Source organism: Aeoliella mucimassa, assembly GCF_007748035.1.
GTDB lineage: Bacteria > Planctomycetota > Planctomycetia > Pirellulales > Lacipirellulaceae > Aeoliella > Aeoliella mucimassa.
Window position 1 is genome coordinate 1,249,580 of sequence record NZ_CP036278.1, and the last position, 20,425, is coordinate 1,270,004.

General features: G+C 58.9%; 18 protein-coding genes, 1 tRNA gene and 1 riboswitch. Of the genes, 11 read left to right on the top strand and 8 right to left on the bottom strand.

Annotation, left to right across the window (positions count from 1 at the left end):
• Positions 1–191 precede the first annotated feature (191 nt).
• On the top strand, positions 192–515 hold the full coding sequence (locus Pan181_RS05125; protein WP_145245813.1) for a DUF6793 family protein: 324 nt from the start codon (positions 192–194) through the stop codon (positions 513–515).
• 232 nt (positions 516–747) lie between these two features.
• On the opposite strand, the gene Pan181_RS05130 is transcribed toward Pan181_RS05125, so the two are convergent.
• The 4 genes from Pan181_RS05130 to Pan181_RS25910 all read right to left on the bottom strand — a co-directional run bounded on the left by Pan181_RS05130 (position 748) and on the right by Pan181_RS25910 (position 5,154).
• The gene (locus Pan181_RS05130; protein WP_145245814.1) at positions 748–1,611 is read right to left on the bottom strand and encodes a hypothetical protein; all 864 of its coding nucleotides are present in this window, start codon (positions 1,609–1,611) and stop codon (positions 748–750) included.
• A 260-nt stretch (positions 1,612–1,871) separates the two neighbouring features.
• Positions 1,872–2,477 carry a superoxide dismutase gene (locus tag Pan181_RS05135; RefSeq protein ID WP_145245815.1) on the bottom strand — a complete coding sequence of 202 codons (606 nt, stop codon included), beginning with the start codon at positions 2,475–2,477 and terminating at the stop codon, positions 1,872–1,874.
• Between the two features lie 224 nt (positions 2,478–2,701).
• Positions 2,702–2,965: a hypothetical protein gene (locus Pan181_RS05140; RefSeq protein WP_145245816.1), complete on the bottom strand. Its 264-nt coding sequence runs from the start codon at positions 2,963–2,965 to the stop codon at positions 2,702–2,704.
• A 32-nt stretch (positions 2,966–2,997) separates the two neighbouring features.
• On the bottom strand, positions 2,998–5,154 hold the full coding sequence (locus tag Pan181_RS25910; protein ID WP_197528925.1) for a diguanylate cyclase: 2,157 nt from the start codon (positions 5,152–5,154) through the stop codon (positions 2,998–3,000).
• A 498-nt stretch (positions 5,155–5,652) separates the two neighbouring features.
• Between Pan181_RS25910 and Pan181_RS25915 the strand changes: the two genes are divergently transcribed.
• Complete coding sequence (locus Pan181_RS25915) at positions 5,653–6,837, top strand: hypothetical protein (RefSeq protein WP_197528926.1); 1,185 nt, start codon at positions 5,653–5,655, stop codon at positions 6,835–6,837.
• 27 nt (positions 6,838–6,864) lie between these two features.
• Positions 6,865–7,770 carry a right-handed parallel beta-helix repeat-containing protein gene (locus Pan181_RS25920; RefSeq protein ID WP_197528927.1) on the top strand — a complete coding sequence of 302 codons (906 nt, stop codon included), beginning with the start codon at positions 6,865–6,867 and terminating at the stop codon, positions 7,768–7,770.
• Here the strand turns inward: Pan181_RS25920 and Pan181_RS05155 are convergent.
• Positions 7,749–8,804 (bottom strand): lysylphosphatidylglycerol synthase transmembrane domain-containing protein, encoded by a 1,056-nt coding sequence (locus Pan181_RS05155; RefSeq protein ID WP_145245819.1) that lies wholly within the window; start codon positions 8,802–8,804, stop codon positions 7,749–7,751. The two genes, Pan181_RS25920 and Pan181_RS05155, sit on opposite strands and share 22 nt — an antisense overlap.
• 141 nt (positions 8,805–8,945) lie before the next feature.
• On the opposite strand from Pan181_RS05155, the gene Pan181_RS05160 reads away from it, so the two are divergent.
• Positions 8,946–9,018, top strand: a tRNA-Ala gene (locus tag Pan181_RS05160).
• A gap of 118 nt (positions 9,019–9,136) precedes the next feature.
• The gene (locus Pan181_RS05165) at positions 9,137–10,498 is read left to right on the top strand and encodes an MFS transporter (protein ID WP_197528928.1); all 1,362 of its coding nucleotides are present in this window, start codon (positions 9,137–9,139) and stop codon (positions 10,496–10,498) included.
• Positions 10,499–10,504: 6 nt separating this feature from the next.
• On the opposite strand, the gene Pan181_RS05170 is transcribed toward Pan181_RS05165, so the two are convergent.
• Positions 10,505–12,127 carry a hypothetical protein gene (locus Pan181_RS05170; protein WP_145245821.1) on the bottom strand — a complete coding sequence of 541 codons (1,623 nt, stop codon included), beginning with the start codon at positions 12,125–12,127 and terminating at the stop codon, positions 10,505–10,507.
• Positions 12,128–12,723: 596 nt separating this feature from the next.
• On the opposite strand from Pan181_RS05170, the gene Pan181_RS05175 reads away from it, so the two are divergent.
• From Pan181_RS05175 to Pan181_RS05185, 3 genes are all read left to right on the top strand, one after another.
• The gene (locus Pan181_RS05175; protein WP_197528929.1) at positions 12,724–14,199 is read left to right on the top strand and encodes a DUF4272 domain-containing protein; all 1,476 of its coding nucleotides are present in this window, start codon (positions 12,724–12,726) and stop codon (positions 14,197–14,199) included.
• Between the two features lie 121 nt (positions 14,200–14,320).
• The gene (locus tag Pan181_RS05180) at positions 14,321–14,725 is read left to right on the top strand and encodes a hypothetical protein (RefSeq protein WP_145245823.1); all 405 of its coding nucleotides are present in this window, start codon (positions 14,321–14,323) and stop codon (positions 14,723–14,725) included.
• Positions 14,726–15,006: 281 nt separating this feature from the next.
• Positions 15,007–15,483, top strand: coding sequence for an STAS domain-containing protein (locus tag Pan181_RS05185; protein ID WP_145245824.1), 477 nt, complete (start codon positions 15,007–15,009; stop codon positions 15,481–15,483).
• Between the two features lie 11 nt (positions 15,484–15,494).
• Here Pan181_RS05185 and Pan181_RS05190 read toward each other — a convergent pair whose 3' ends face one another.
• Both Pan181_RS05190 and Pan181_RS05195 read right to left on the bottom strand, forming a co-directional pair.
• Entirely contained in the window at positions 15,495–16,526 is a 1,032-nt protein-coding gene (locus tag Pan181_RS05190) for a DUF362 domain-containing protein (RefSeq protein WP_145245825.1), read from the bottom strand.
• A gap of 29 nt (positions 16,527–16,555) precedes the next feature.
• The gene (locus tag Pan181_RS05195) at positions 16,556–17,431 is read right to left on the bottom strand and encodes a hypothetical protein (protein WP_145245826.1); all 876 of its coding nucleotides are present in this window, start codon (positions 17,429–17,431) and stop codon (positions 16,556–16,558) included.
• A 327-nt stretch (positions 17,432–17,758) separates the two neighbouring features.
• A riboswitch (cyclic di-GMP riboswitch) is annotated at positions 17,759–17,843 on the top strand.
• Between the two features lie 220 nt (positions 17,844–18,063).
• On the opposite strand from Pan181_RS05195, the gene Pan181_RS05200 reads away from it, so the two are divergent.
• The 3 genes from Pan181_RS05200 (at position 18,064) to cpaB (ending at position 20,396) form a co-directional block, all read left to right on the top strand.
• Positions 18,064–18,246 (top strand): Flp family type IVb pilin, encoded by a 183-nt coding sequence (locus Pan181_RS05200; RefSeq protein WP_145245827.1) that lies wholly within the window; start codon positions 18,064–18,066, stop codon positions 18,244–18,246.
• A 276-nt stretch (positions 18,247–18,522) separates the two neighbouring features.
• Complete coding sequence (locus Pan181_RS05205; RefSeq protein WP_145245828.1) at positions 18,523–19,098, top strand: A24 family peptidase; 576 nt, start codon at positions 18,523–18,525, stop codon at positions 19,096–19,098.
• A gap of 221 nt (positions 19,099–19,319) precedes the next feature.
• The gene (gene cpaB, locus Pan181_RS05210; protein WP_145245829.1) at positions 19,320–20,396 is read left to right on the top strand and encodes a Flp pilus assembly protein CpaB; all 1,077 of its coding nucleotides are present in this window, start codon (positions 19,320–19,322) and stop codon (positions 20,394–20,396) included.
• Positions 20,397–20,425 lie beyond the last annotated feature (29 nt).

Here is a 20,425-nt window from a genome sequence, read left to right on the forward strand (position 1 = left end):
GTTTAGCCACTTGCAGCTAACTAAGGGGGTGATTTACATTACTGAATATTGGGTATCCCATTGCTTCTCTAGGTGGTACCCACCTCTCAGCCATACGACACAGACCCACCTATTGCGTGATTAAGTTTGTGCCTTGACATAATTGGCGTGCCGCAGGCTCGCTGCTGTTGCTTTCGGAAAGGACCGGATCTATGCCCTTATTTGAAGTCGAGACAGACAACCATATCATCATCACCTGGGCGGAAGACGCCGACTCGGCCACAGGCGTGGTTAGCGATGCTTACCCGTCGGAGAACGTAATTCGCATGACGAAGCGTCCCCGTGATACCTGGGTGATTTCCAAGGGCGCGCTTGGAATTACCGAGCAACTCGACATTTGCCATACCGCCCGCGATTGCCTGAACAAGGCTGCTGGCGACAAGGTACACGCCATTCGTCTCTACATGCACGAGACTGGCGTCGACCTGGAGCAGGCTCGCAAGGTAATCGAGTCCAACATGGTTCTTGGTTGGTAGCCAGCCAAGTGACTGTTTGATCGTAAGCCACAGACGGCAAGTCCCAACCAACTGGGCCCGTCGCACAAAAGGCGAGCACGTCGCCCAATAGGCTTACGACCCACGCCAAGCTGCTTAGCGAGGCGTGGGGGCTGAAGAGTCCAGCTTCGATGTATGATTGAAAGACAAAGGCCACTCTCAACGGATGTTGGGAGTGGCCTTGCTGTTGGATTCTCAGGTATCTGCCGATCGACTAGCGTAGAGCGGGTGTCCCGTAGGCACTACTGCCATTCGTCGTACCGGTACCGGTAGGACGTGTCGCTATATTAACAGCACCAGTCGAGGGATAGGTGCTCGTTCCACCAGGGCGGTACCCGCCCGGCGAAGCCGGTACTTCGACGGTTGCTACAGACGAAGCACCCGTGCTGCTTTGAGCAGCGGGTGAGGCAGCTGGACTACCTGCAGGCTGCGAAGCGTTTGCAGCACCTGGTGTCGAGCTAAGCGAGCCGAAACTATCGATAGAAGGTATTTCGGGCATCGGAGGCACCGAAATCTGCCCCATCAGCTGATTGGTTGCGTCTTCCAATCCCGCAGTGGTTTCTTTGCCAATCTGGGTGGTAGTCTCCGCGTACTGCTTGTAGAGTTCATTTCCGCTGGCGAGCATCGGGAACGAGCTAGCAGCAGAGCCGCTGTCGCTGGTGGCTGCAGGCGCTGGTGCAGTGGCCGAAGCCACTGAGTACGGGCTCGTCTGCGGAGCAACGGAAGGTGTGCTTGTTGGGGCAGCGGCCGCTGTGGCACTGCTAGCCGGCGGTGTGTACATCGGCGGTGTTGCGGGGAACACCGAGCTATCGACAGGCGGCGCCGACGGAACGGTGCTAGCAATCGAGGGCGATGGTGGTGCACTAGCACCAGGAGCAGTGCTCTCGGTGGTTGCAGCAAACTGAGCCGAGGGCAGTTCGGGTGCTGGAGGTGCTTCGGCTACGGCCGTGTCGGCACTGCCGTTCCACATTCTTGCCGGATTCATCCAGGCAAAGCGGGAAGCGGAAGATTGGCAACCTGTTGCCGCAGTAAGCGTAAACAGTGCCATCGCAAGTACGGTATATTTCGTTGTCTTCATGGCGTCCATGCCTTCGATAGGTCCAACGATTGTGCGATCCTGGCGCGAGTCATCCTGTACTCGTGCTACTACTCAGGACTCGCCACTTGTGAAAGTGGTTCAATGGGGGAAATCGGTCAACTGGGCAGGTTGGCTTCAGTCGACTTAACCTGTTCGGCACAATCCAATAAAAAAAGCCGCACGCCAGCTAGGTGGCGCGCGGCGATTATAGATAGCCGACTCTCGACGTCAACACCGATTGTTGTCGGTGCTAGCATCCACTACTTGGCAGCCGCGTACAGCTTACCAACGGCTTCCCAGTCGACGACATTCCAGAAGGCGTCGATATAGTCGGGGCGGCGATTTTGGTAGTTCAGATAGTAGGCGTGTTCCCAAACGTCGAGGCCCAAGATCGGGGTACGACCTTCCATCCAGGGATTGTCCTGGTTGGGGGTGCTTTCGACCTTCAGCTTGCCGCCATCCACACTCAGCCAGGCCCAACCGCTACCGAAGCGAGTCGCAGCCGCGTTGGCGAATGCTTCCTTGAACTTCTCGAAACCACCGAGTTCCGAGTCGATCGCGGCCGCCAGGTCGCCGGTGGGGGTGCCACCGCCGTTGGGGCTCATGATGGTCCAGAACAACGAGTGATTGGCGTGGCCGCCGCCGTTGTTTCGTACCGCGCCTTGGATGTCGGCGGGTAGGGTGTCGAGCTTGCCGCAAAGCTCTTCGATCGGCATGTCGGCAACGTCAGCCGATTCCAATGCGGCGTTTACCTTCGATACGTAGGCATTGTGATGCTTGCCATGATGGATTTCCATCGTCTTGGCATCGATATGCGGTTCCAGGGCATCGAACGCGTACGGCAGTTCGGGTAGGGTGTATGCCATGACGGCCTCCTGTGGTTTCGTTCAACATGTCGGATCCGTACGATTCGGCGGACCCGTGGTAGGCTACAAATAGTTAGACGCCCGTACGGCTGTCCGCTGGGGCGTCCTCTATCTGACAGCATACCGCTGCTGGTACCAAACGACAATGAGTGAAAGTGCATTCCCCGCGGTAAACACGCGAAGACTTTCGCTGCTGGCCACGCAACCGACGCGCGCTGTGTGCCTTAGAAATCGGCGGGAATATTCAGGTCGGTCAGCAGTTGGGCTAACCGCAGGCGCTGCTCATCGATGGCGACCATCTGTTCCTGAATCCTCTTGAACAGTTGCTTGGTCTCCTCGTTGGATTCGCTAGCGGTTTTGCTGGTTTCGCCTTGATCGACTCGGATTTCGCAGTCGGTCCAAATGGCGAATGCCTCGTCGAGCAACGGCGGGTTCGAGCCGGTCGACTTGATGGGAGCAAGCGTGTTGGTAGCTGTGGAGGTAGACATGGCTGGGCGAGGGGAGTTGGGTGGTTAGGCGATTACAGCTCTTGGGGCTCGAGCTCGGTGTTTTGTTCCTTGGCCATCAGGTAAGACCGCAAGCTGCCGAGCAGCAGCCGGGCGCGTTCGGCCACTAAGCTGCGGCGGCGGTCGCGTTCGCGTTTGGGACGGATTTTCACGTTGGCCAACGTCGCGGCGTATTCTCCGCCGGCCAGGTTGGACGAATTCGTTTTCGCCTGGCGTTGTTGACTGAACTGCACTTCGACCACATAGGGCACGCGTTGTGGGCCGAGTTTGCCTTGAGCGGTTTCGGTGACTTCGAGTTTCACCTGGTCTTCGGTCACCAGCACAATGCGTGCTTTGCGGTCGGAGATGAATCCACGCAGCTTCTCGATCGCGATATCCACCGGCACGTTGGTAACCAGGGCCGTATCGATCAGGGCGTTGCCTTTCCAAGGCTTGAAGGTGAACCAGCGATTCTTGGGTGGTTCCTCGGGCATGCCGGCGCCGAGTTGCACCACCTGATTGCGACCTTGGTCCTTGGCCTGCAGCAACGCTCGGTCGGAGCGTCGCAGCATCGACTCGGGGGTATCGCCAGGTTGCAGTTCAGTAACTCCGAAGCTAGCAGTGACTGTGTGGTTTGCCAGCTTCTCGTGCGTCGTTTCGCTGAGCTTCTTCCGCATCGCTTCGGCGCGGGAGGCCGCAGTGGCGTTGTCGCAGTCGGCGCACAGCACGGTGAACTCTTCGCCGCCGTAGCGGGCAACCAGGTCGCCCGAGCGGCACATCGACTTCAGCAGCGAGGCGAAATTCACAATCGCTTCGTCACCGGCTTGATGGCCGAATGTGTCGTTGATGTATTTGAAGTGATCGATGTCGGCCATGATCAGGCTGCAGGTCAGCTCGGTATCCTGATGAGCTTCGACGAACAGCGATAGCATGCGATCGAACTCGGCGCGGTTCGCCACTTGGGTGAGCGGATCGCGAATCATTTGGGCGTGCAATGCCTGGCAACGTTCTTCGAGCGTGGTCTCGCTCGAGGCGTCGTGCAGCAGAATGGTCGCTCCGCAAGCTTTGCGGTTGTCGTCGTACACGGGAATCACGTGCAAGTCGATCGTCACATGGCGACCGCTACGTCCCAGTACTCCCACGCGTTCGAGCACTTGTATGCCGCTGGCAATACTCTTGGAAACGGGGCAATCGTCGTCGTCGATCAGGCTCCCTTTTTGATCCGACATCTGTAGCAAGCTAGGCTGGAAGTTCCGTCCGCAAACCGCGGCACCGGCAATGCCAGTGAGCCGTTCGGCACCGGTGTTCCACATGAAGATCTGTTGCTGATTGTTCACGAACACCACACCGTCGTGCATATTCTCGACCAGCTTCTGTTCGAACAGCGTGTTCGTGCCTCGCTGCCGGCGGTCGCCAGGGCGAGTGGTCGCTGTGGTGGGATACGTTTCCCACGAGGTCGACAGGTGCGACAGTTCCGCTAGCCATTGACTGGCCACCTGATCGCTCAGTACGCGTTGATCGCGCGAGATCAGCTCGGCAAACGATTTGACCAGCTTGTGATCGAATTGCCGACCAGCAAAGTCGAACAGCTCGGCAACGGCTCGCTCGCGCGAACGAGCGCGGCGATACACGTGGTCGGTGGTCATCGAGTCAAACGCGTCGACAATCGCCAGCATACGGGCGGCCTGAGGAATCTGGTCGCCTGCTAGCGGAAGCTCCTTGTTCGAGCCATCGAACCAGGCCGCCGCGGTCAGGATGGTGTCGAGTACGAACTGCGGAGCACCGGTGGTGGTCAGCATTTCCACCGCCAGTTGGCGGCAGCCCGCCATCGCTGCGGCTTCCTCCGGTTCGAGTCGACCCGGTTTCATGATGATCGAGTCGGGGACGCCGATCTTTCCGATGTCGTGTAGCAAGGCGGCTACTTCGAGCGTTTCGCGCTGCTCGCTGGTCATGTCGGTCGAGGCGGCCCAGCCGCTGCAGACCAGGGCGACCCGCAAGCTGTGGCTCGCGGTCGAGGCATGCTTGCATCGCAGGGCGGTAAATAATCCGGCCGCGGAGCCGAGTCGCGATTTCACGAGTTGTCGTTGAAAACGGCGTTCGCTGCTAGCTTCGCCGCTCGACATCAGCCCATCTTCTTGCGCAGCTTGCCCCAATCGCTGAAGTACTTCCGAAACCCGGTGATTCACGGGCACAGTTGGTACCTCCTGAGCCTGCCGCTCGTCTGGCGCTATCGGTTTTAGCGGGGTGGGCTCGATCATGTTTGGTTCGGTAGCTAGGTGCCAGAGAGCTGGATGGGGCCGCTCTGGGCGGAATACGAAGCGTGCTTCAGGACGATAACGAAGCGTTTTTCTCCGCAACCGTAGGTCACAGGTGGACGCCAGGCAAAGGATAGAGGGGCAGGTTTGTGGAGGTTTGTGCAGCCCGCAGGTGGGCTTTATCAAGCTTCCGGCTTTCCGCTGGTCGTTAAAGTTTGCCCAGCTCACACAACCGCGACAAAGAGAACTGCATCGAGACTGGCTGATTATGTCGTAGCGATTGTGTCGAAGTGCTATGGTGCGGGCGTTAGTCACCTTGTGCGCATCGCAAGGGCGGAACGGGAAGTTGCCGCTCGAACGCCTTGCCGGGGCCTTGGCCCCTTCGCCCGCCGCGCATCTCCCTCTGAACTGCAACCCTCTCAGGAACCTCACGATATGAGTGGTGCCCGACAAGGACGTCGACGTCGCATCCTGCAAGAAGAAGTACTTAGTGCCTCGCGAGAGCTTTCGGCTCTTACTTCCGACGAGAATGCCGAGACCAGTGAACCCACCCGCGGCGAAGGTCGCCGGTACGCGCTGCCCGAAGCGAGTGTAGCCGGGGCGCTGGCCAAACATCATTTTCCTTCCCACCTGATGGCTCCGGTGGGGGGAATCGTCGCCAGCGTTGTCACTGTGGCTGCTCTGGCTGCCATGCACGTCTACCAGAACCCGATCTCTTCGCTGCTCGGCGATTCGATTCGTTCGCTGATCGACGCGGCCCAGCCAACCTCGCTGGCTAGCTGGATTGCTACCACTGCCATGTTGGCCACAGCAGGTTTTACGGCCATGGTGCTGGCGGTGCGTCGGCATCGAGTGGACGATTACCGCGGACACCATGGTTTGTGGCGCAGCGCGATCGGTTTGGCGCTGCTGCTGAGCATCGATGCCGCGACCAACCTGCATCACGTACTTGCGCAAGCCGCTGGTCACGTGACAGGGATGCAACTGATGTCGGGCAACCAAGGTTGGTGGCTGGCCATTGGCACCGTAGCCACCGGTTGGGTCGCCTTCCGGGTGTTCTCCGATATCAAAGAGAGCAAGTTGGCGACCGCCGTATTGGGGGTAGCTGCTGCAGCTGGAATGCTGGCGGTGATTGGCCCGCTGGCCGGGCTGGGTGGTTCGTCGGCTTCGGTCGTCGGTACGCTGGCCCAGGTGGGTTGCTACCTGCTGACCGCAACGGCAATTGTGAGCTACATGCGATTCCTGCGTCACGACGTAGTGGCTGGCATCGTCACCAAGCCTCACCTGACGAAGACTCCCGAATTGAAGATCGCCAAAGACTCGGCAGAGAAGACCGAATCGGCGAAGTCGAAGTCGAGCAGCAAGTCGGCCCGCAAGGTGGAGACTCCGGTCCTCGCCCAGGTGGAGGAAGAAGAGAAAGATGCCCCGCGTCGCTCGTCGAGCAAAACGAAGCGTCCACAGGCCAAGGCGAAGGCTGAAACGGCGGTTAGCGAGAGTCGTTGGACCGACGGCAGCGATGGCTATAGCGACGACTACGACGAAGGTGGTTCCCCGCGTAAGCTCAGCAAGTCCGAGCGTAAACGACTGCGTCAAGAAAAAGCTGCTCGCCGCGCTGCTTAGTGCGGAGACGAAAGGAGAACGCGGATCATGCGAATTGCCTTGCTCACTTGCTGCTGGATGATTTTGGTGGGGGCCACTTCGGTGGCCCCGGCCAAGACCCTGTACGTGAACAATCAGATGGGAAGCGATACGGCCAGTGGCCTTACCGCTGAACCCCAGATAGATAACGGCCCACTGAAAACCATCGAAGCCGCTTTGATTCTGGCCGACAAGGCCGATCGAATCGTGATCGCCAACACCGGCGTCCCCTACCACGAAGCGATCAGCCTGAGCAAGCCGAACCACAGCGGCTATCGCAACAAGCCTTTGGTGATCGAAGGCAACGGGGCGGTGCTCGATGGTACCGTGGGACATGAACTGGGCGCCTGGAAGCACGTGCAAGGCAACGTGTTTGCTATGCAACCGCGGCGGATTACCTATCAGCAACTGTTCGATGGAGCGTTGCCGCTGCAGCGAGTCGAGCTGCTCTCGACCGACGAGCTTGCCAACCTGCAACCCAAGACTTGGGGCTTGCTCGACGGGAAGATCTACTTCTGCACCGAAGAGCAAAAGATTCCCGCCGACTACGAACTCCGTCACGCAGGCCTGCAGACCGGGATCACGCTGTACATGGTTCGCCATGTACGGATCGAGAATCTGGTAGTGCAAGGTTTTCAGCAGGATGGAGTGAATGCGCATGAGTTGGTTCAGGATTGCGAGTTGGTCGACATCGACCTGCGAGCCAACGGCCGAGCAGGTCTGTCGGTAGGGGGAGTCTCACGCGTGTCGGTGTCGCAAGGCAACTTCTACGACAACGGGCGCGTGCAGGTCCGCACCGAGGGCCTCGGTGAATTAGAGCTGGCTGCCAGTGAAGTGGACGATTCCACCGCTCCTGCGTACCGGACCAAGGGCCGCAAGTTGCTGGTGGATGGTCAGCCGATATCCGCGCCTTGAGCCAGCGGCTCTTCGGCGTGGTCGAGTTGATCTTCTGCTTCGTGCAGAGCCGTGGCAACTTCCTTGCGTTGTGTCAGGTAGTAGCCGATCGCAAAGATGCCGACGGTGAACATCGCGAGCCGTTGCCCAAAAGCAACGAGCGTGCCGGCATCGCCATCGAGTCCCAGGCCGTAGTACAGTGCATTCAAGGCGGCTTCGGTGGTGCCGAGTCCGCCGGGAATCGGGAGCACGCTGGTCGACTCGGCTAGCGGAACGATGCACATGTGCGTTGCCAGCGAGGGGTGCTCGAGCGGGAGCCCGAGCGCAACACAGTGGAACGCGAGCACCAATAGCAGGTGCAACGCGATGCTCAGCAAAAAGGCCGGCACCAGGTAGATCGGCCGTCGCGAGATCACCTGGCACGACACAAACAGACTGCCGACCACGCCGCCCACCAGGGGGAGCTTGCCGAGCAGTCGGGCGGTGGTTTTGCCGATCGGGCCATGCACCATCAGCAAGCTGCCGACGACCACCAGCGAGGCAAACGCGGCAACCGCAAAGCCGCCGACGGTTCGCATGACGGTGGGTGCCTCGGTATTCCACAATACTCCGGTAAATAGCGTTGCCGCGGCGGTGACCGCCAGCAAACCGGTAAGCCCCAGCACGCGGTCAGCAATCACGGTCGCTACGGCCTCGGTCTTGCGCTTTGCGTGCTCTCTGGCGAGCACGACACCTTTAAACAGGTCGCCACCGACTCCGCCAGGGCCGACGAAGTTCAAGGCAAAGCCCAGCGAGCCGAGCCGCATGGCGTCGGCCAGCGTAAACGGCAGTTCCACCGCTTTGACCAATAGGTACCACCGCACGAACCCCATGCCCACCGCGACTGTCACACATAGTAAAGCCGCTACGAGCATGGGCCACTGTTTGGGTTCATGCAGAATGTGGTCGAAGTTTTCGCCGCTGCTGGCCTGATATAGCAAGTAAGCCACGATCGCCAGCCCGAGAAGTAGCTTTGCGAGACTCCGCAAACGGCGGGAAGTGGACGAACTCAGCATGGCGAAATCAGTGGTTTTCAGCGGGTTTTAAGGAAAAACACCCAGATTTGGAGGGCAACCGTACCCGGGCGTTGACAATCACAGGTTAGAACGTAAACATACTGTTAAGCGGCCATCGCGGCCGCGGAATTACACCCATCCGGGGGATTAGCTCAGTTGGGAGAGCGTTTGGCTGGCAGCCAAAAGGTCAGCGGTTCGAGCCCGCTATCCTCCACTCGTCCCGGTCGACCCGACCTGATTGCAGGTTGCGTCGACCGGGTTTTTTTATGGGCCGACGCCATGCGGGTCGTCGACCAACTATAGTTTGCGATCGCCACTAGCCGTACCGCCCCGTGAGCGAACCACTCTCTCCTCCTCCGCCCGTCGAACCCACCACGAACGATGGTGACAGTTCTGCCGGTTCTACCCGATCGGTCAGCGTGTCGCTGATGCTTCGGTTGGGAGCGTTGATGTTCGTGCAGTACGCTGCGTTGGGGTTGTGGTCGGTGACTGTCGGCACCTACATCGGCGAGAACACTGCCCCGGCCGGCACCGCCATGTTCAGCTCGTCGTTCGTTGGGCTGGCAGGCATTGCTTCGGCCGTGGGGGCGCTGGTCGCCCCGTTGCTGTTTGGCGCACTGGCCGACAGTTGGTTCCGGACCGATCGCATGATCACGCTGCTCAACCTGGCGTGCGGCGCCATGTTGGTGTTGATGTGGAGTTCGACGAATCAGTGGTGGTTCCTCGCGGCTATCATTGGCTACTATCAGTGTTCGGTTCCAGCGTTAACCTTAACGCATAGTTTGACTTTGCGACACCTCGCTGGTTCGCGCGAGTTGTTCTCGATTGTGCGTGCTAGCGGTACCGCGGGCTGGATTCTGGCGATGGTCATTGTCGGCTCATTGGTGCCTTGGTACTGGGGGATGCCTTCGAAGCTTGTCGACGCTAGCACCTGGCCGATGAAGATGGGCGCCACGGTGCATGGCGTGATGATCATCCTGTCGTTCGCGTTGCCGAAGACGATGCCGCAAGCCGGCCGCGGATCGTGGCGGACCTTGCTGCACGGATGCCGCGCGTTGCTGGCGATGCGGCCGCGACTGGTACGGTTTTTGATTGTGTCGTTCATCGCGACGATCTCGGCCCAGTTCTATAACACGTTTGCGAATCTCTATCTCAACAATAAGGGAGTTGAAAACGCGGCGACAAAGCTGTCGCTTGGTCAGGTGGTTGAGATCGTGTGCATGTTGTTGTTGCCGGTGCTGCTGGTGCGCTGGGGACCCAAACGCGTGTTCATGATCGGCGTGGTTGCCTGGATTGTGCGATTCCTTTGTCTGGCGTACGGCAGCACCGAAGGCCTCGGCATGGCGCTTATTTACACGGCCATCATGCTGCATGGTGTGTGTTACGTGTTTGTCTACATTACCGGTTATATCTACGTGGACCACGCTGCCACGCCGCATACGCAGAGCGCTGCGCAGGGCATGCTGGCGATGGCCACCAGCGGGCTGGGGCATTTTTCCGGCAGCTTGCTGTCGGGGTTCATGCAGGCTCGTTATCTAACGCCGGCCGGGGTGGAGGTTCCCCCCTACGACTGGCGCAGCTTCTATATGGTCGCGGCCGGCGTAAGCGTGGTCGCGCTGGTGTTGTTCTTCGTGCTGATGGGATTCAAACGCGAAGTGATGCCCGACGACATCGACCCGCACGAAGCGGTGTAGGCTCGATTAGAGCGAGCCGTTTTCCATCAGCACCATCTTTTCGTAGCGATCCACCATCTCCTGCGGCATGAGTTTCGGCAGGTTGGCTTCGAGCACGACCGACTCGCAGGTGTGCAGCAGACGCTGCAGCTTGGCTTCGCGATGCACCAAGGCTTCGGCTTCTTCGTCGTACTGCTCCCGACGCTCCTTCGCCCGGCTATACGCTTCGTACGACGCGAGGCCTTGCACCTTCTCCTGGAACTCCTCCGCCCGCTCCGCGACCAACGCCATCGACAGCGGTGAGTAGCTCGCGTTGAGTTCGGGCCACGTCTCGAGTAGTTCCTCCGACACCCGCATGCGGGCGTTGGTGTAGCGCTCGTAGGCCGAACCGCGTTTGACGTTCGCCAGGCCCTGCTCGGCTTCGACCTTGGCCAGCACCAGTCGCACACTTTCGACCGTCGGTTTGCCAGGCAGTTCGAGCTTCTCGGGCAGTTGCTCGAGAATCGCCCGCTGGTCGGCGCGGGCCAGCTTGGCGATTTCGGCGATCGAACCTTCGAGCTTGCGCAGTTCGGTGTCTTTTTCGACCGCTGGTTTGTTGGCCAAGAACCCGAACAGGGTGCCGAGGGAGCCTTCGTCCTCCGAGTCATCGCTGCTCGCTTTCTTGCCGAGTGCGCTGTAGTGACGCAGGAACGCGTCGGACGTGCGCACAGGGATGTCGAGCGTTTCGCTTTCGATGATCGCGTAGGCGTGGGCTTCGGCGAACGACACCTTGCCATCCTCGTTGTAGTCGGCAGCAATCGACTCTTCGCCGGTTCGCGTGCGACCCGCGAGGGCTCCCCAGAAGTAGCTGCTGTACTCCTGGTACTCCGATTCGTTCGCATTCGGCGTGCAGCCAGCGGCCCCGCGGTCGTGCACCTGGGCGAAGAACCCGCACCGGGCGTGCGACGAGACCCCAAGCTCCTGGTCGGCCTGATGGAAGATCGTATGGGCAAAGCCACCTGCGTAGCACTGCACCATCACCATCATCACCTCGACGTCGGCCGGCACCCGATCGAGCCAGCTAGTGAATTCGCTGGCGGTCACGTTCTCGCTGTCGTAGAAGTAGAACGAGGTATCGTATTCGTTGTACTCGTTTTCGCCCTCTTCCTCTTCGTCGTAGTAATAGTAGTCGTACGGCGACTCGGCTCCGCCGCCGTGGCCGGTCGCGTAGATGATCAACCGGTCGCCGGCCTTGAGCTTGCCGCTCAACTGGCGGAGCCGACGCTTGAGGGTCCCTTTGTCCGAAGGTCCCTCGACGTTCGGCACCTGGTGGGTGCGATAGATCAGGTCGGGGTCTTCGTCGCTCAGTAGCTCGGCCATCAACCGCCGCGCGGGGGGGCAGGTCTCGGCGAAATCGGGATCGCGGGCTTGCACATCCGGCGCGGGATTATCGCCATCGGAGAACAGCACGATCTGCGTCGGGTTGTCGGGGCGTTTCTCGCTCAGCACGTTCTGCTGGAAAATCACGTTCCGCTCGATCGACAGCTGATTGTTCGTCGCGCCGGTGCCGCCGCCGATGGTGAGAAAGTAGTCCTCCGCCAGGCAGGTGCCGGTGGTCAGCAACGATAGCGTCGCCAGCGAGAGTAGTGAGAAAGCTCGATACACGCTCATAGAAAATCCCCTGATGCAGCACTTCTTCATTGTGCACGAAAACGCCTGATCCTTAAGTATATCCTCCAGGTTGCCATTTCTGGCATCGCTGGTAAAGCGAATCGTCCGATTCCCACCAAATCCCGTGCGCTCGTCATGCGATTCGCCCCCCACCTCAGCAGTCGACTTGGGGAGATCTGCCGGCGGTGAATTGTGCCCCCAATTGTGCGAAAATCGATTGGTGGGGGCTTTTCTTACGTCGATTCCACGAGTGGTAACCTGTTGTGCTTCAAGCACTTGAGTCAATCGTGTTCGTCGTAAGTCCATTTTCGTTTTGCCCCCTGGGGGCTTTATTCTGGAGGCCTGGATGGCCAGGGCAGGGTGGATGTCGTTTGCTTTATTGTCGCTGTACATCCTATCACGTTAGGTGGCCAATTGATACGAAAAAGTGGATGAATTGCAGGGCGAAATTAAGCCGGCTAGTAGAAAAGTGCCAGTCCTTAAACCGTGGGTTACCCGCGCTCCTGAATCGCGGCAAAATAGGGGAGGAGGAACCACCCGCTCGACGAGTTGTGCGGGGGCTTCGCTGTTCACGAAATCTTCACAAAGGACCTGCCGTGTATCGCCCGCTCTTCACCGAGATTCCGACCAATCGCGACGAGTGCTGGGCGCGGCTCGCCCGGTTCGCCGCGTTTTGGCATGGGCACGATGGCACTCCGGTGTCGTGCGGCTCGCTGGTCGACGAAGTGGAAACGCGGCTCGAACTCAACCTGCCAGCGGCGGTCGTAGAATGGCACGAGCGGTTTGGCCGGATCGAACACCTGTGGTGCGAGGCCGATTACTCGCTGGCCATCGATAACTTGCGTGTGGAAGAGGGCAAGCTGGTGCTGCGAAGCGAACCGATGTTCGGCGGCATGGTCGAGGCCAAGTGGGTGATTCCGGTTGCCGAGTTGGGGCCGGACGATCCGCCGGTGTTCTTCGTGCTCGGCAAGCGTCAGTATCCGTGCGCCGATCGGTTCTCGCAGTTTGCCATCTACGCAGCGATGGTCGACACGCTGAGCACAACCTTTCCTAAAGAGATCGCAGAGGTGCCTGGCGTGCCGCATCCGACCGATGGCACCAAGATGGAGTTCCCCGACAGCTTTGGCGTGATCGATACCGAAGTGTTCGAAGGCGAAAACTGGCTGGCCTTGGTCTCGGGCAATTGTTACATCAAGCGCCGAGCCGATGCCCAAGCCGAAATCGAATGCACCAAACTCGCGGCTCCTCCCCAGCCCGAACCACCCGCGGACGACGACACTCCCCAGGTATGGCCGACACCGCGGGAAGCGGCCGAGCGCTACGTGGTGCTCAAGTACTGCATCGTGCACGCAGTGACTTCGCCCCCGCGACAGATGCTGGAGAGTTGGATGGAGGAGTGGTCGGCCTACGACATCGCCGAGTTCAACGCGAAAGGGGTCGAGCTTCGCAATCAGCTGTGGCACGTGCTCCGCGAAATGGGCGTATGGTCGAAGCTCTCCTTGCGCGAGCGAGAGCTCATCACCACCACCATGGCGAGCCTCACCGAGCGGCAGCAAATCGACATGACCTGGCGCGTCGAGTCGGCGGCCGTGTTGTTGTGGGCGCTAGGCAAGCTCGATACGTTGCCGGAGTTTGATACGAGGGCCTCGCACGACTTGCTCAAAGAGTTCCCGCAGGAAGCGACCGACGAGTTCCTCGCGACCGCAACGCTCCGCCCGCCGGAAGAGCTAGAACGGATGCGGCAACTTGCCGAGAGCTGGCACTGGCGGAGTCGCACGCGTCAGATGCAGGAGTCGGGCGAAGCGTTCCCCGCGAACGAGGCGCTCACCAGCATCGGCGTGAACTCCTATGCCGACGTGGTGCGGATGTCGGCCCATCGCCTGCACGAAGCGGGCGAGCTGAAGCAAGTGATCGACGACGACTTTGCCGCCATGGGCAAGTCGTACCAGTCGCTCGATGCCGAAGAGTGGGCCGTGGTCCGCTCGATTACCATGGAGCGGCACTTCGCATTGAACTGGCTGTGTGGTTACTCCACCGATAACGACTGGGACTCAACCCCGACCGACACTTGAGTCACGGCGGGCAATGAATCGAGCAGCAAAGGGCAAGATTCGCGATGCAGCGACGAATAGCTAGCCGGTAATCAATGATTTGCATCGAACGAAGTTTCGTTCCTGTAACGAGGTAGTTGCAATGGATGGTGTGGCAATCGTAGTGGTGTTTGTCTTCTTTGTTTCGATTGCTGTGGGGGCTCGCTTGTTTGCGGGCTCGATGGATGGCGATCGAGTGAGGGGCTATATTCATCGCCAAGGGGGAAAGCTGCTTAGTTCGAATTGGGAGCCATTTGGCACCGGTTGGTTCGGTGAGAAAAACGATCGCATCTATCGTGTTCGATATCGCGACCGGGATGGAAATATCCACAATGCGGTGGTAAAGACCTCGATGTTCTCTGGTGTCTACTTCACCGAAGATCGCATCGTGAGCTATGCCGAACGCGAGGAACTAGATACCTCTAACAATCGCGAAGCCGAGCTGGCAAGTGAGAACGAAGAACTTCGCCGACGGTTGGCCGAGTTAGAAGGCGACCAACCGAACTAGTGCTCGTTGCCTCTCCCTATTCTTACGCAGTGGGTGATAGCGCGTCTCGGCTCACAAACCAGCAGTCGGATTTGTTGCTTTGCGAACGCTCTAAACAGGCAGCCGATGACTGTTTGTTCGCCGTGGTTCGTTAACTAACAGCTGCGATCCTGCCAATCGTCGCGACATGCAGCGAACCTCCGGCTTTTCGTCAGTTGGTTTTTGGCCTGGCGTAGATCGCCCGCTACAATCACTCGGAAGCTGAAGCTTATCTCAAACTTTACTGGCGGGAGGAAAGCGAGATGCAAACGCAAATGTTCCTGGGCAATATGCCTGGTGGAGTCGTGATTCGAGTGAGCGGGCGGGGCACCATGCACGAGAGTCCCGCGTTTCGCGCGGCGGCCGAACTTGCCTTGCAGCGTGGTCCGCTGGTGTGCGATATGGCGTCGTGCGATTACCTCGACAGCACATTCCTCGGTTGTTTAGTCGGTGTGCGCAAGCTCGCCGAACAGCACGCCCAAAGGTTCTCGATCGTGGCCGACAGCTCGCAGCAGATCAAACTCTTCAGCTTGTCGGCGCTCAACAAGTATTTCGACTTCGACGACGAGTGCCCTTCGACCATCGGCGAGTGGATGGAGATCGAACCCGATCAGCTCGACGTGAAAGCACTCGGGCGGCACGTACTGGTGTGCCATGAGTGCCTGGCCGAGCAGGGCGGGGCCGAAAGCCAGGCCTTCGAAAAAGTGGTGCAGCGGCTTTCGATCGAACTCGATGGCTAGGGCAAATCGCTCTAGCTGACTTCGGGGCCGACGCGATCGATCCGCAACCGTTGCAGGTGAGGCTTATCGAGCACCTGGAACGGGCTGACCAGCTCTTGCCAGTTTTCGCCACGTTGGTCGATCATGCTGTCGTCGAGCGGGCCCATGTTGCGGGTGGCTAGCTGCAGGTAGGTAATCTTCTGCGGGTCGAGACCCATGATGCGCGCGGCCGTGGCGTCGACCGATGCGAGTCGCGGGCCGATGAGCACCAGGCCCATCTGCTTGGCGGTACCGAGAATCGGCCCGTCGCCCTCCATGCATTCGATGCCATCGACGATGGCCATCGACTTCGGCACCGACGCATTGATGTCGGCAACCGTTTCGGGAATGCCATTGTGGTGCAACACGTTCTTCGGCCAGCCATATTTGATGCCTGGCAGCACTCCGTAAAAGTTCTTCATGCTGCAGGTGACACCAACCCAGTGATGGGTTTTCATTTTCGGCATCGACACCACGAGATCAGCTTCGGCGACACTCTCCGGCAGCCAGAAACCGCGGAGCTTGCTCCGGCGGCCTCGATTCGGGCGCCAGGCCGACTGCTGATAGTTGAGATCGGCGAAATCGACCCCGCCGTCGAGCAAGGCCTCGCCGACGCCCGACTCGATGAGCGCGACTTCGGTATCGCGAACGTGCCCAGGAGCTTCGCCCACCGAGACGCTAGCTCCCCAGCGACGAAACACTTCGGCCGCAGCGACGATCATCGCTGGGTGAGTGGTCATCTGCGGGCGGTCGCGTTGTGGTTCCACCAGATTCGGCTTCAGCAGCACCCGTTTGCCGAATAAGGCTTTCGGCTGCATGCCGGTTGCGAGGATGCCATCCTGAATGGTCTGCACCAGCGAGCCATCGTAGCGCTGATTGCGGGCGACAAACACCTGCCCGCGAGGATTCGCCCAGTGATAGAGCGCAGGCCCGCCGGCGAGCGCGGCCGCCCCAGCAATACCAGCGGTAAGCAGCGTACGGCGGTCGAACTTGTGTGGCGAAGCGTGTTCGGAAGATTCACTCATGAGCGATCGTAAGTCCCGCGAGGTGAAGTTCAGGCGATGCCAGCCGACGTTGCGCGAGCGGCCAGCGACTGCGCGGCGAACAACGGTTGTTCGTTGGATGCCAGCAGCAGTAGCGATAGCTTGTAGCAGTTGTCTTGCGTGCCGAGCCGGTTATAGGCATCGAGTATCCGCTTGTCGGCATCCGCTGGGCGACGGTTCCAAGCGGTAAGGGCGATAATGGCATACGCCATCGACGCACAGCCGGTCGGGCGGTGGAGTTCGTGTTCGATGTACTCGAGGGTGCGCTCGACGCGCGGATCGTCGGAGCCTTGCGCGGCCAGCGCCCACATCACGATGCTACTCGGCTGCAGATGCGGGAGCAGCGTTTGATCGAGAATGCGTGTGTTGCCGTAGTTGGCCCCGCCGCCGGGAAGCAGGCGATCAACCATCAGCCGCACCGCTTCGCGAGTGCGGGGGTGCTGGTTCTCGCCAGCCGCAACGAGCGCCATGGTGGCAAACGCAGTTGGTTCGAGCCACGAGTGGGTGTTAGCCGCCCAACTCCAGCCGACGAGCGTGGTGTCGTGCCCCACGTGTTCGCTTTGGGGATTCGGCTTGCCTTTTGACTCGAGCAGCCAGTGAATGCCACGGTCGAGCTGTTCGGAGTAGAGTTCTGCGTTGATCTCCCGCCAGGCGAGAGTCGCCAGACTGGTGGTCCAGCCGGGAGCATCGCCATCGGCCGTGGCTGGCACCATACCGTTGTAGTGCTGGGCGTCGCACAGCCAGGCCGCCGCCTGAGCCGCCGCTTGCTGCCGACCCGCAGTATGTAAGGCCAAGGCTCCCCAAGCAGTTGGCTCGGTCATGGGAGCACTGCCGGGCATATATCCCCCGGGGACGAGCTTTTCGAGTTTGGCAGCGATGCTATTCATGTTTACCACGCGAAGTCACAAAGGAATTCGGGATGTTCTAGGCAAACGTACGTTATGGTTCACTGCGTGATCTCAGAAATGGCGGAGGAAAGAACTTGAGCGTTTCCCGGGAAATAACACAGTTTTCAAAAACTTTGCTCCGTTTGTTTGACTCCTGGCGAAAGTGACATAGGTTTCAAGTGTTCAGCGAGCGAGCAGGCAGTCAAAGCCGCTCACGCCGGACAGCGGAACTTATCGTGAAGGACTCATCTACTTACTACTATTTCGTGTGCATTCGATTCGTACTGCGAATCGGTTAACGCTATCGAGAGCCTGTTGCGTCATCATTCTCGACAAAGGCAAACCAGTCGTAAGGCTGGGACGCAAAGTCCAGGACCCACTTCTTAGGAAGCGTGGTAGCCAGACTGCCGAAGGAATACGCTGGTCATCGCAAGATGCCGGCAAAGTAGGAAGCAATTGACGACTTATGGTACGCAATTGTTTTGTAATTTGGCCCGTGAGTAACACATTCAGGCTCACCTCGTCGCATGTTGCGTCGTGGGTGTTACCCGAGGCCGTCAACCGGGAGCTAAACCGCTCCTGACATTTTTAGGGTGTTAGCACATTGCTGACATCGAGAACCGGAGGATGCTATGAAGAAGTTCGCTCAGAAAGTACAACAATTCCTCAAGTCGGAAGATGGCCCCACTGCTGTTGAATACGCGGTGATGCTTGCTCTGATCGTAATCGTCTGCTTGACAGCGATTCGCTCGATCGGCACGAATGCTTCCAGCACCTTTAACTCGGTGTCGGCTCAGCTGACCACAGCCAGCTAAACGAGCTTACAACCTGAACACCCTAAAAGTGTAATCTGTATAGCGCATCCCCCTCATCGAGCAGGTTTCGGTGAGGGGGATTTTTTGTTTTGTGTCAGCCGACGAGCGCGACCCGATGGACATTGTGATTGGCCCCGATGGGGGCTTTCTGGCAATTCCATCCAACTGACGCCTGTTTGCTGACCAGCGACAAAATCGTGAGCTATGTTTCCTCGTGCGGGCCGAAGGTGGGGCCGCCTTCCGAAGATTCACACGATACTCGCGGGACATACAACCATGTTCGACCTAGCTGTTTGGCAAGACGCCCTTGTAACTAACTGGCACGTTTGGCTGGTAACTGTCACGATTATTGCCATGGCCGTAGTCGACGGCTTGCAGCTACGCGTGCCGAATGCCATGACCTACCCGATGATCATTCTCGGCTGGGTCTACAGCTACACACTCAGCGCCTACCCTGGTTGGGAAGGCCTGTCCTACAGCCTGCTCGGCACCGTCGTTGGTCTGCTTACTCTGTTGCCAGCTTATGCCATCGGTGGCATGGGCGCCGGCGACGTGAAGATGATGGCCGGCATCGGCGCCTGGATGTGGGTAGAAGTAACCCTGTACTCGTTCGCCGTTGCTGCGGTTGTGGGTGGCATCCTGGCCGTGGCCATGGTGCTGCTGTCGGGTAGCTGGGAAAAGCATCACAAACAATTTTGGTTCATCTGGAACGAGATCATGATGATCCGCGATCCGGAGAAGCTTTCGGAAATCGCCGCTGAGCGGAAGCCATCGATGAAGCTCCTGCCTTACGGTATTCCAATCGCCATTGGCACCATCATTTACTTCAGCTGGGCTGGCTTGTTGGTTTAAGCATCCGCGACAGCGGTGCGAAAACCTGCGGCGAATCCATGCTAGCACGTAACCCGAGACATTTTGTTGGATCAGATGATTCGATCCTGCCGAAGAAAGCGACAAGGTTCCCACGCAGCGCCCGCGCGCCAGTGGTGGTCATTGTTGCCAGTTTTGAACCTGGTGAAGCACGAGTCGAAACCCGTCGAGCTCTGCTTCGCGAAACGACCTAGGGGGGTCCTATGCGACCAAAATCATTAGTACTGCTCGCGCTCGCGCTTGGCTGTGGCCTCGTTGCATCCATTGGCATTAGCCAAGTGATGGAGAGCCGTAATGAACCCGTGGTCAGCTACGAGACCGAATCGATTTACGTAGCCACGGTCAACATTAATCTGAACGATCCCATCGACGAGTCGATGGTCACGTTGCAGGAATGGCCCAAGGATAAGGTGCCTCAAGGTGCGATTCGCACGCTCGAGGAACTGGAAAATCGTCGCCCCAAGGCGAACATTATCCAAGGCGAGCCCATCCTCGAGGCCAAACTGCTAGCCCAAGGCGAAGTAAACGATCCGATCAGCGGCATTCCTCCTGGAATGCGTCTGAAAACGATCTCGGTCGATGCTCAGAAGAGCGCGGCTGGTCTGTTGAGCCCTGGCGACCGAGTCGACATTCAGTTGTTCATCAATCGTAACCCGGGCCAAGGCTTTGCCACTGCCCGTACGCGGATCATTCTGCAGAACATTCGCATCTACGCGGTCGACCAAACCGTGGTTCGCGCATCTGAAGACGATGGCGAAGGCCGCAATATTGCGAAAACCGTGTCGCTGTTGCTCACACCGAGCCAGGCGAACAAAGTCGCTTTGGCCGAGCAGATTGGCGAGCTCAATCTGATTCCGCGTAGCCCGAACGACGAAGCCATTACCGAAGAAATCGAGCAAGATGTCGCCGAGTTGTTGGGGCAGCGTAGCGATAGCCACAACACCCGCGAGATGGAGCAAGGGCCAAGCCCTTCGCAAGCCACGGAAGCTGCTGGTTTCCTAGGCGGACTGTTTGCTCAAGTCAAGAAAGCTGCCGAGGAACGTCCTCCGTTTGAGATGACCATCCTCGAAGCAGAGCAGGTACGTGTGGTTGCTTTCGATCCTGTTTCGGGTAAACCGATTCGCGACTCGGGTGCGACTGGTCGTTCTGCCGATATATCACCTCAGTTTCCTGTGATGCCGAATCCTACGACTCAGAAAAAATCGGAAATCCAGGATGACAATGAGGCCTTGCGAGAATTAGAAGAAGAGTTCGGGGCCGATTTTCCGATCGACTTCTAATAGCGACTTAGTGGAAGGTGATCAGTGTG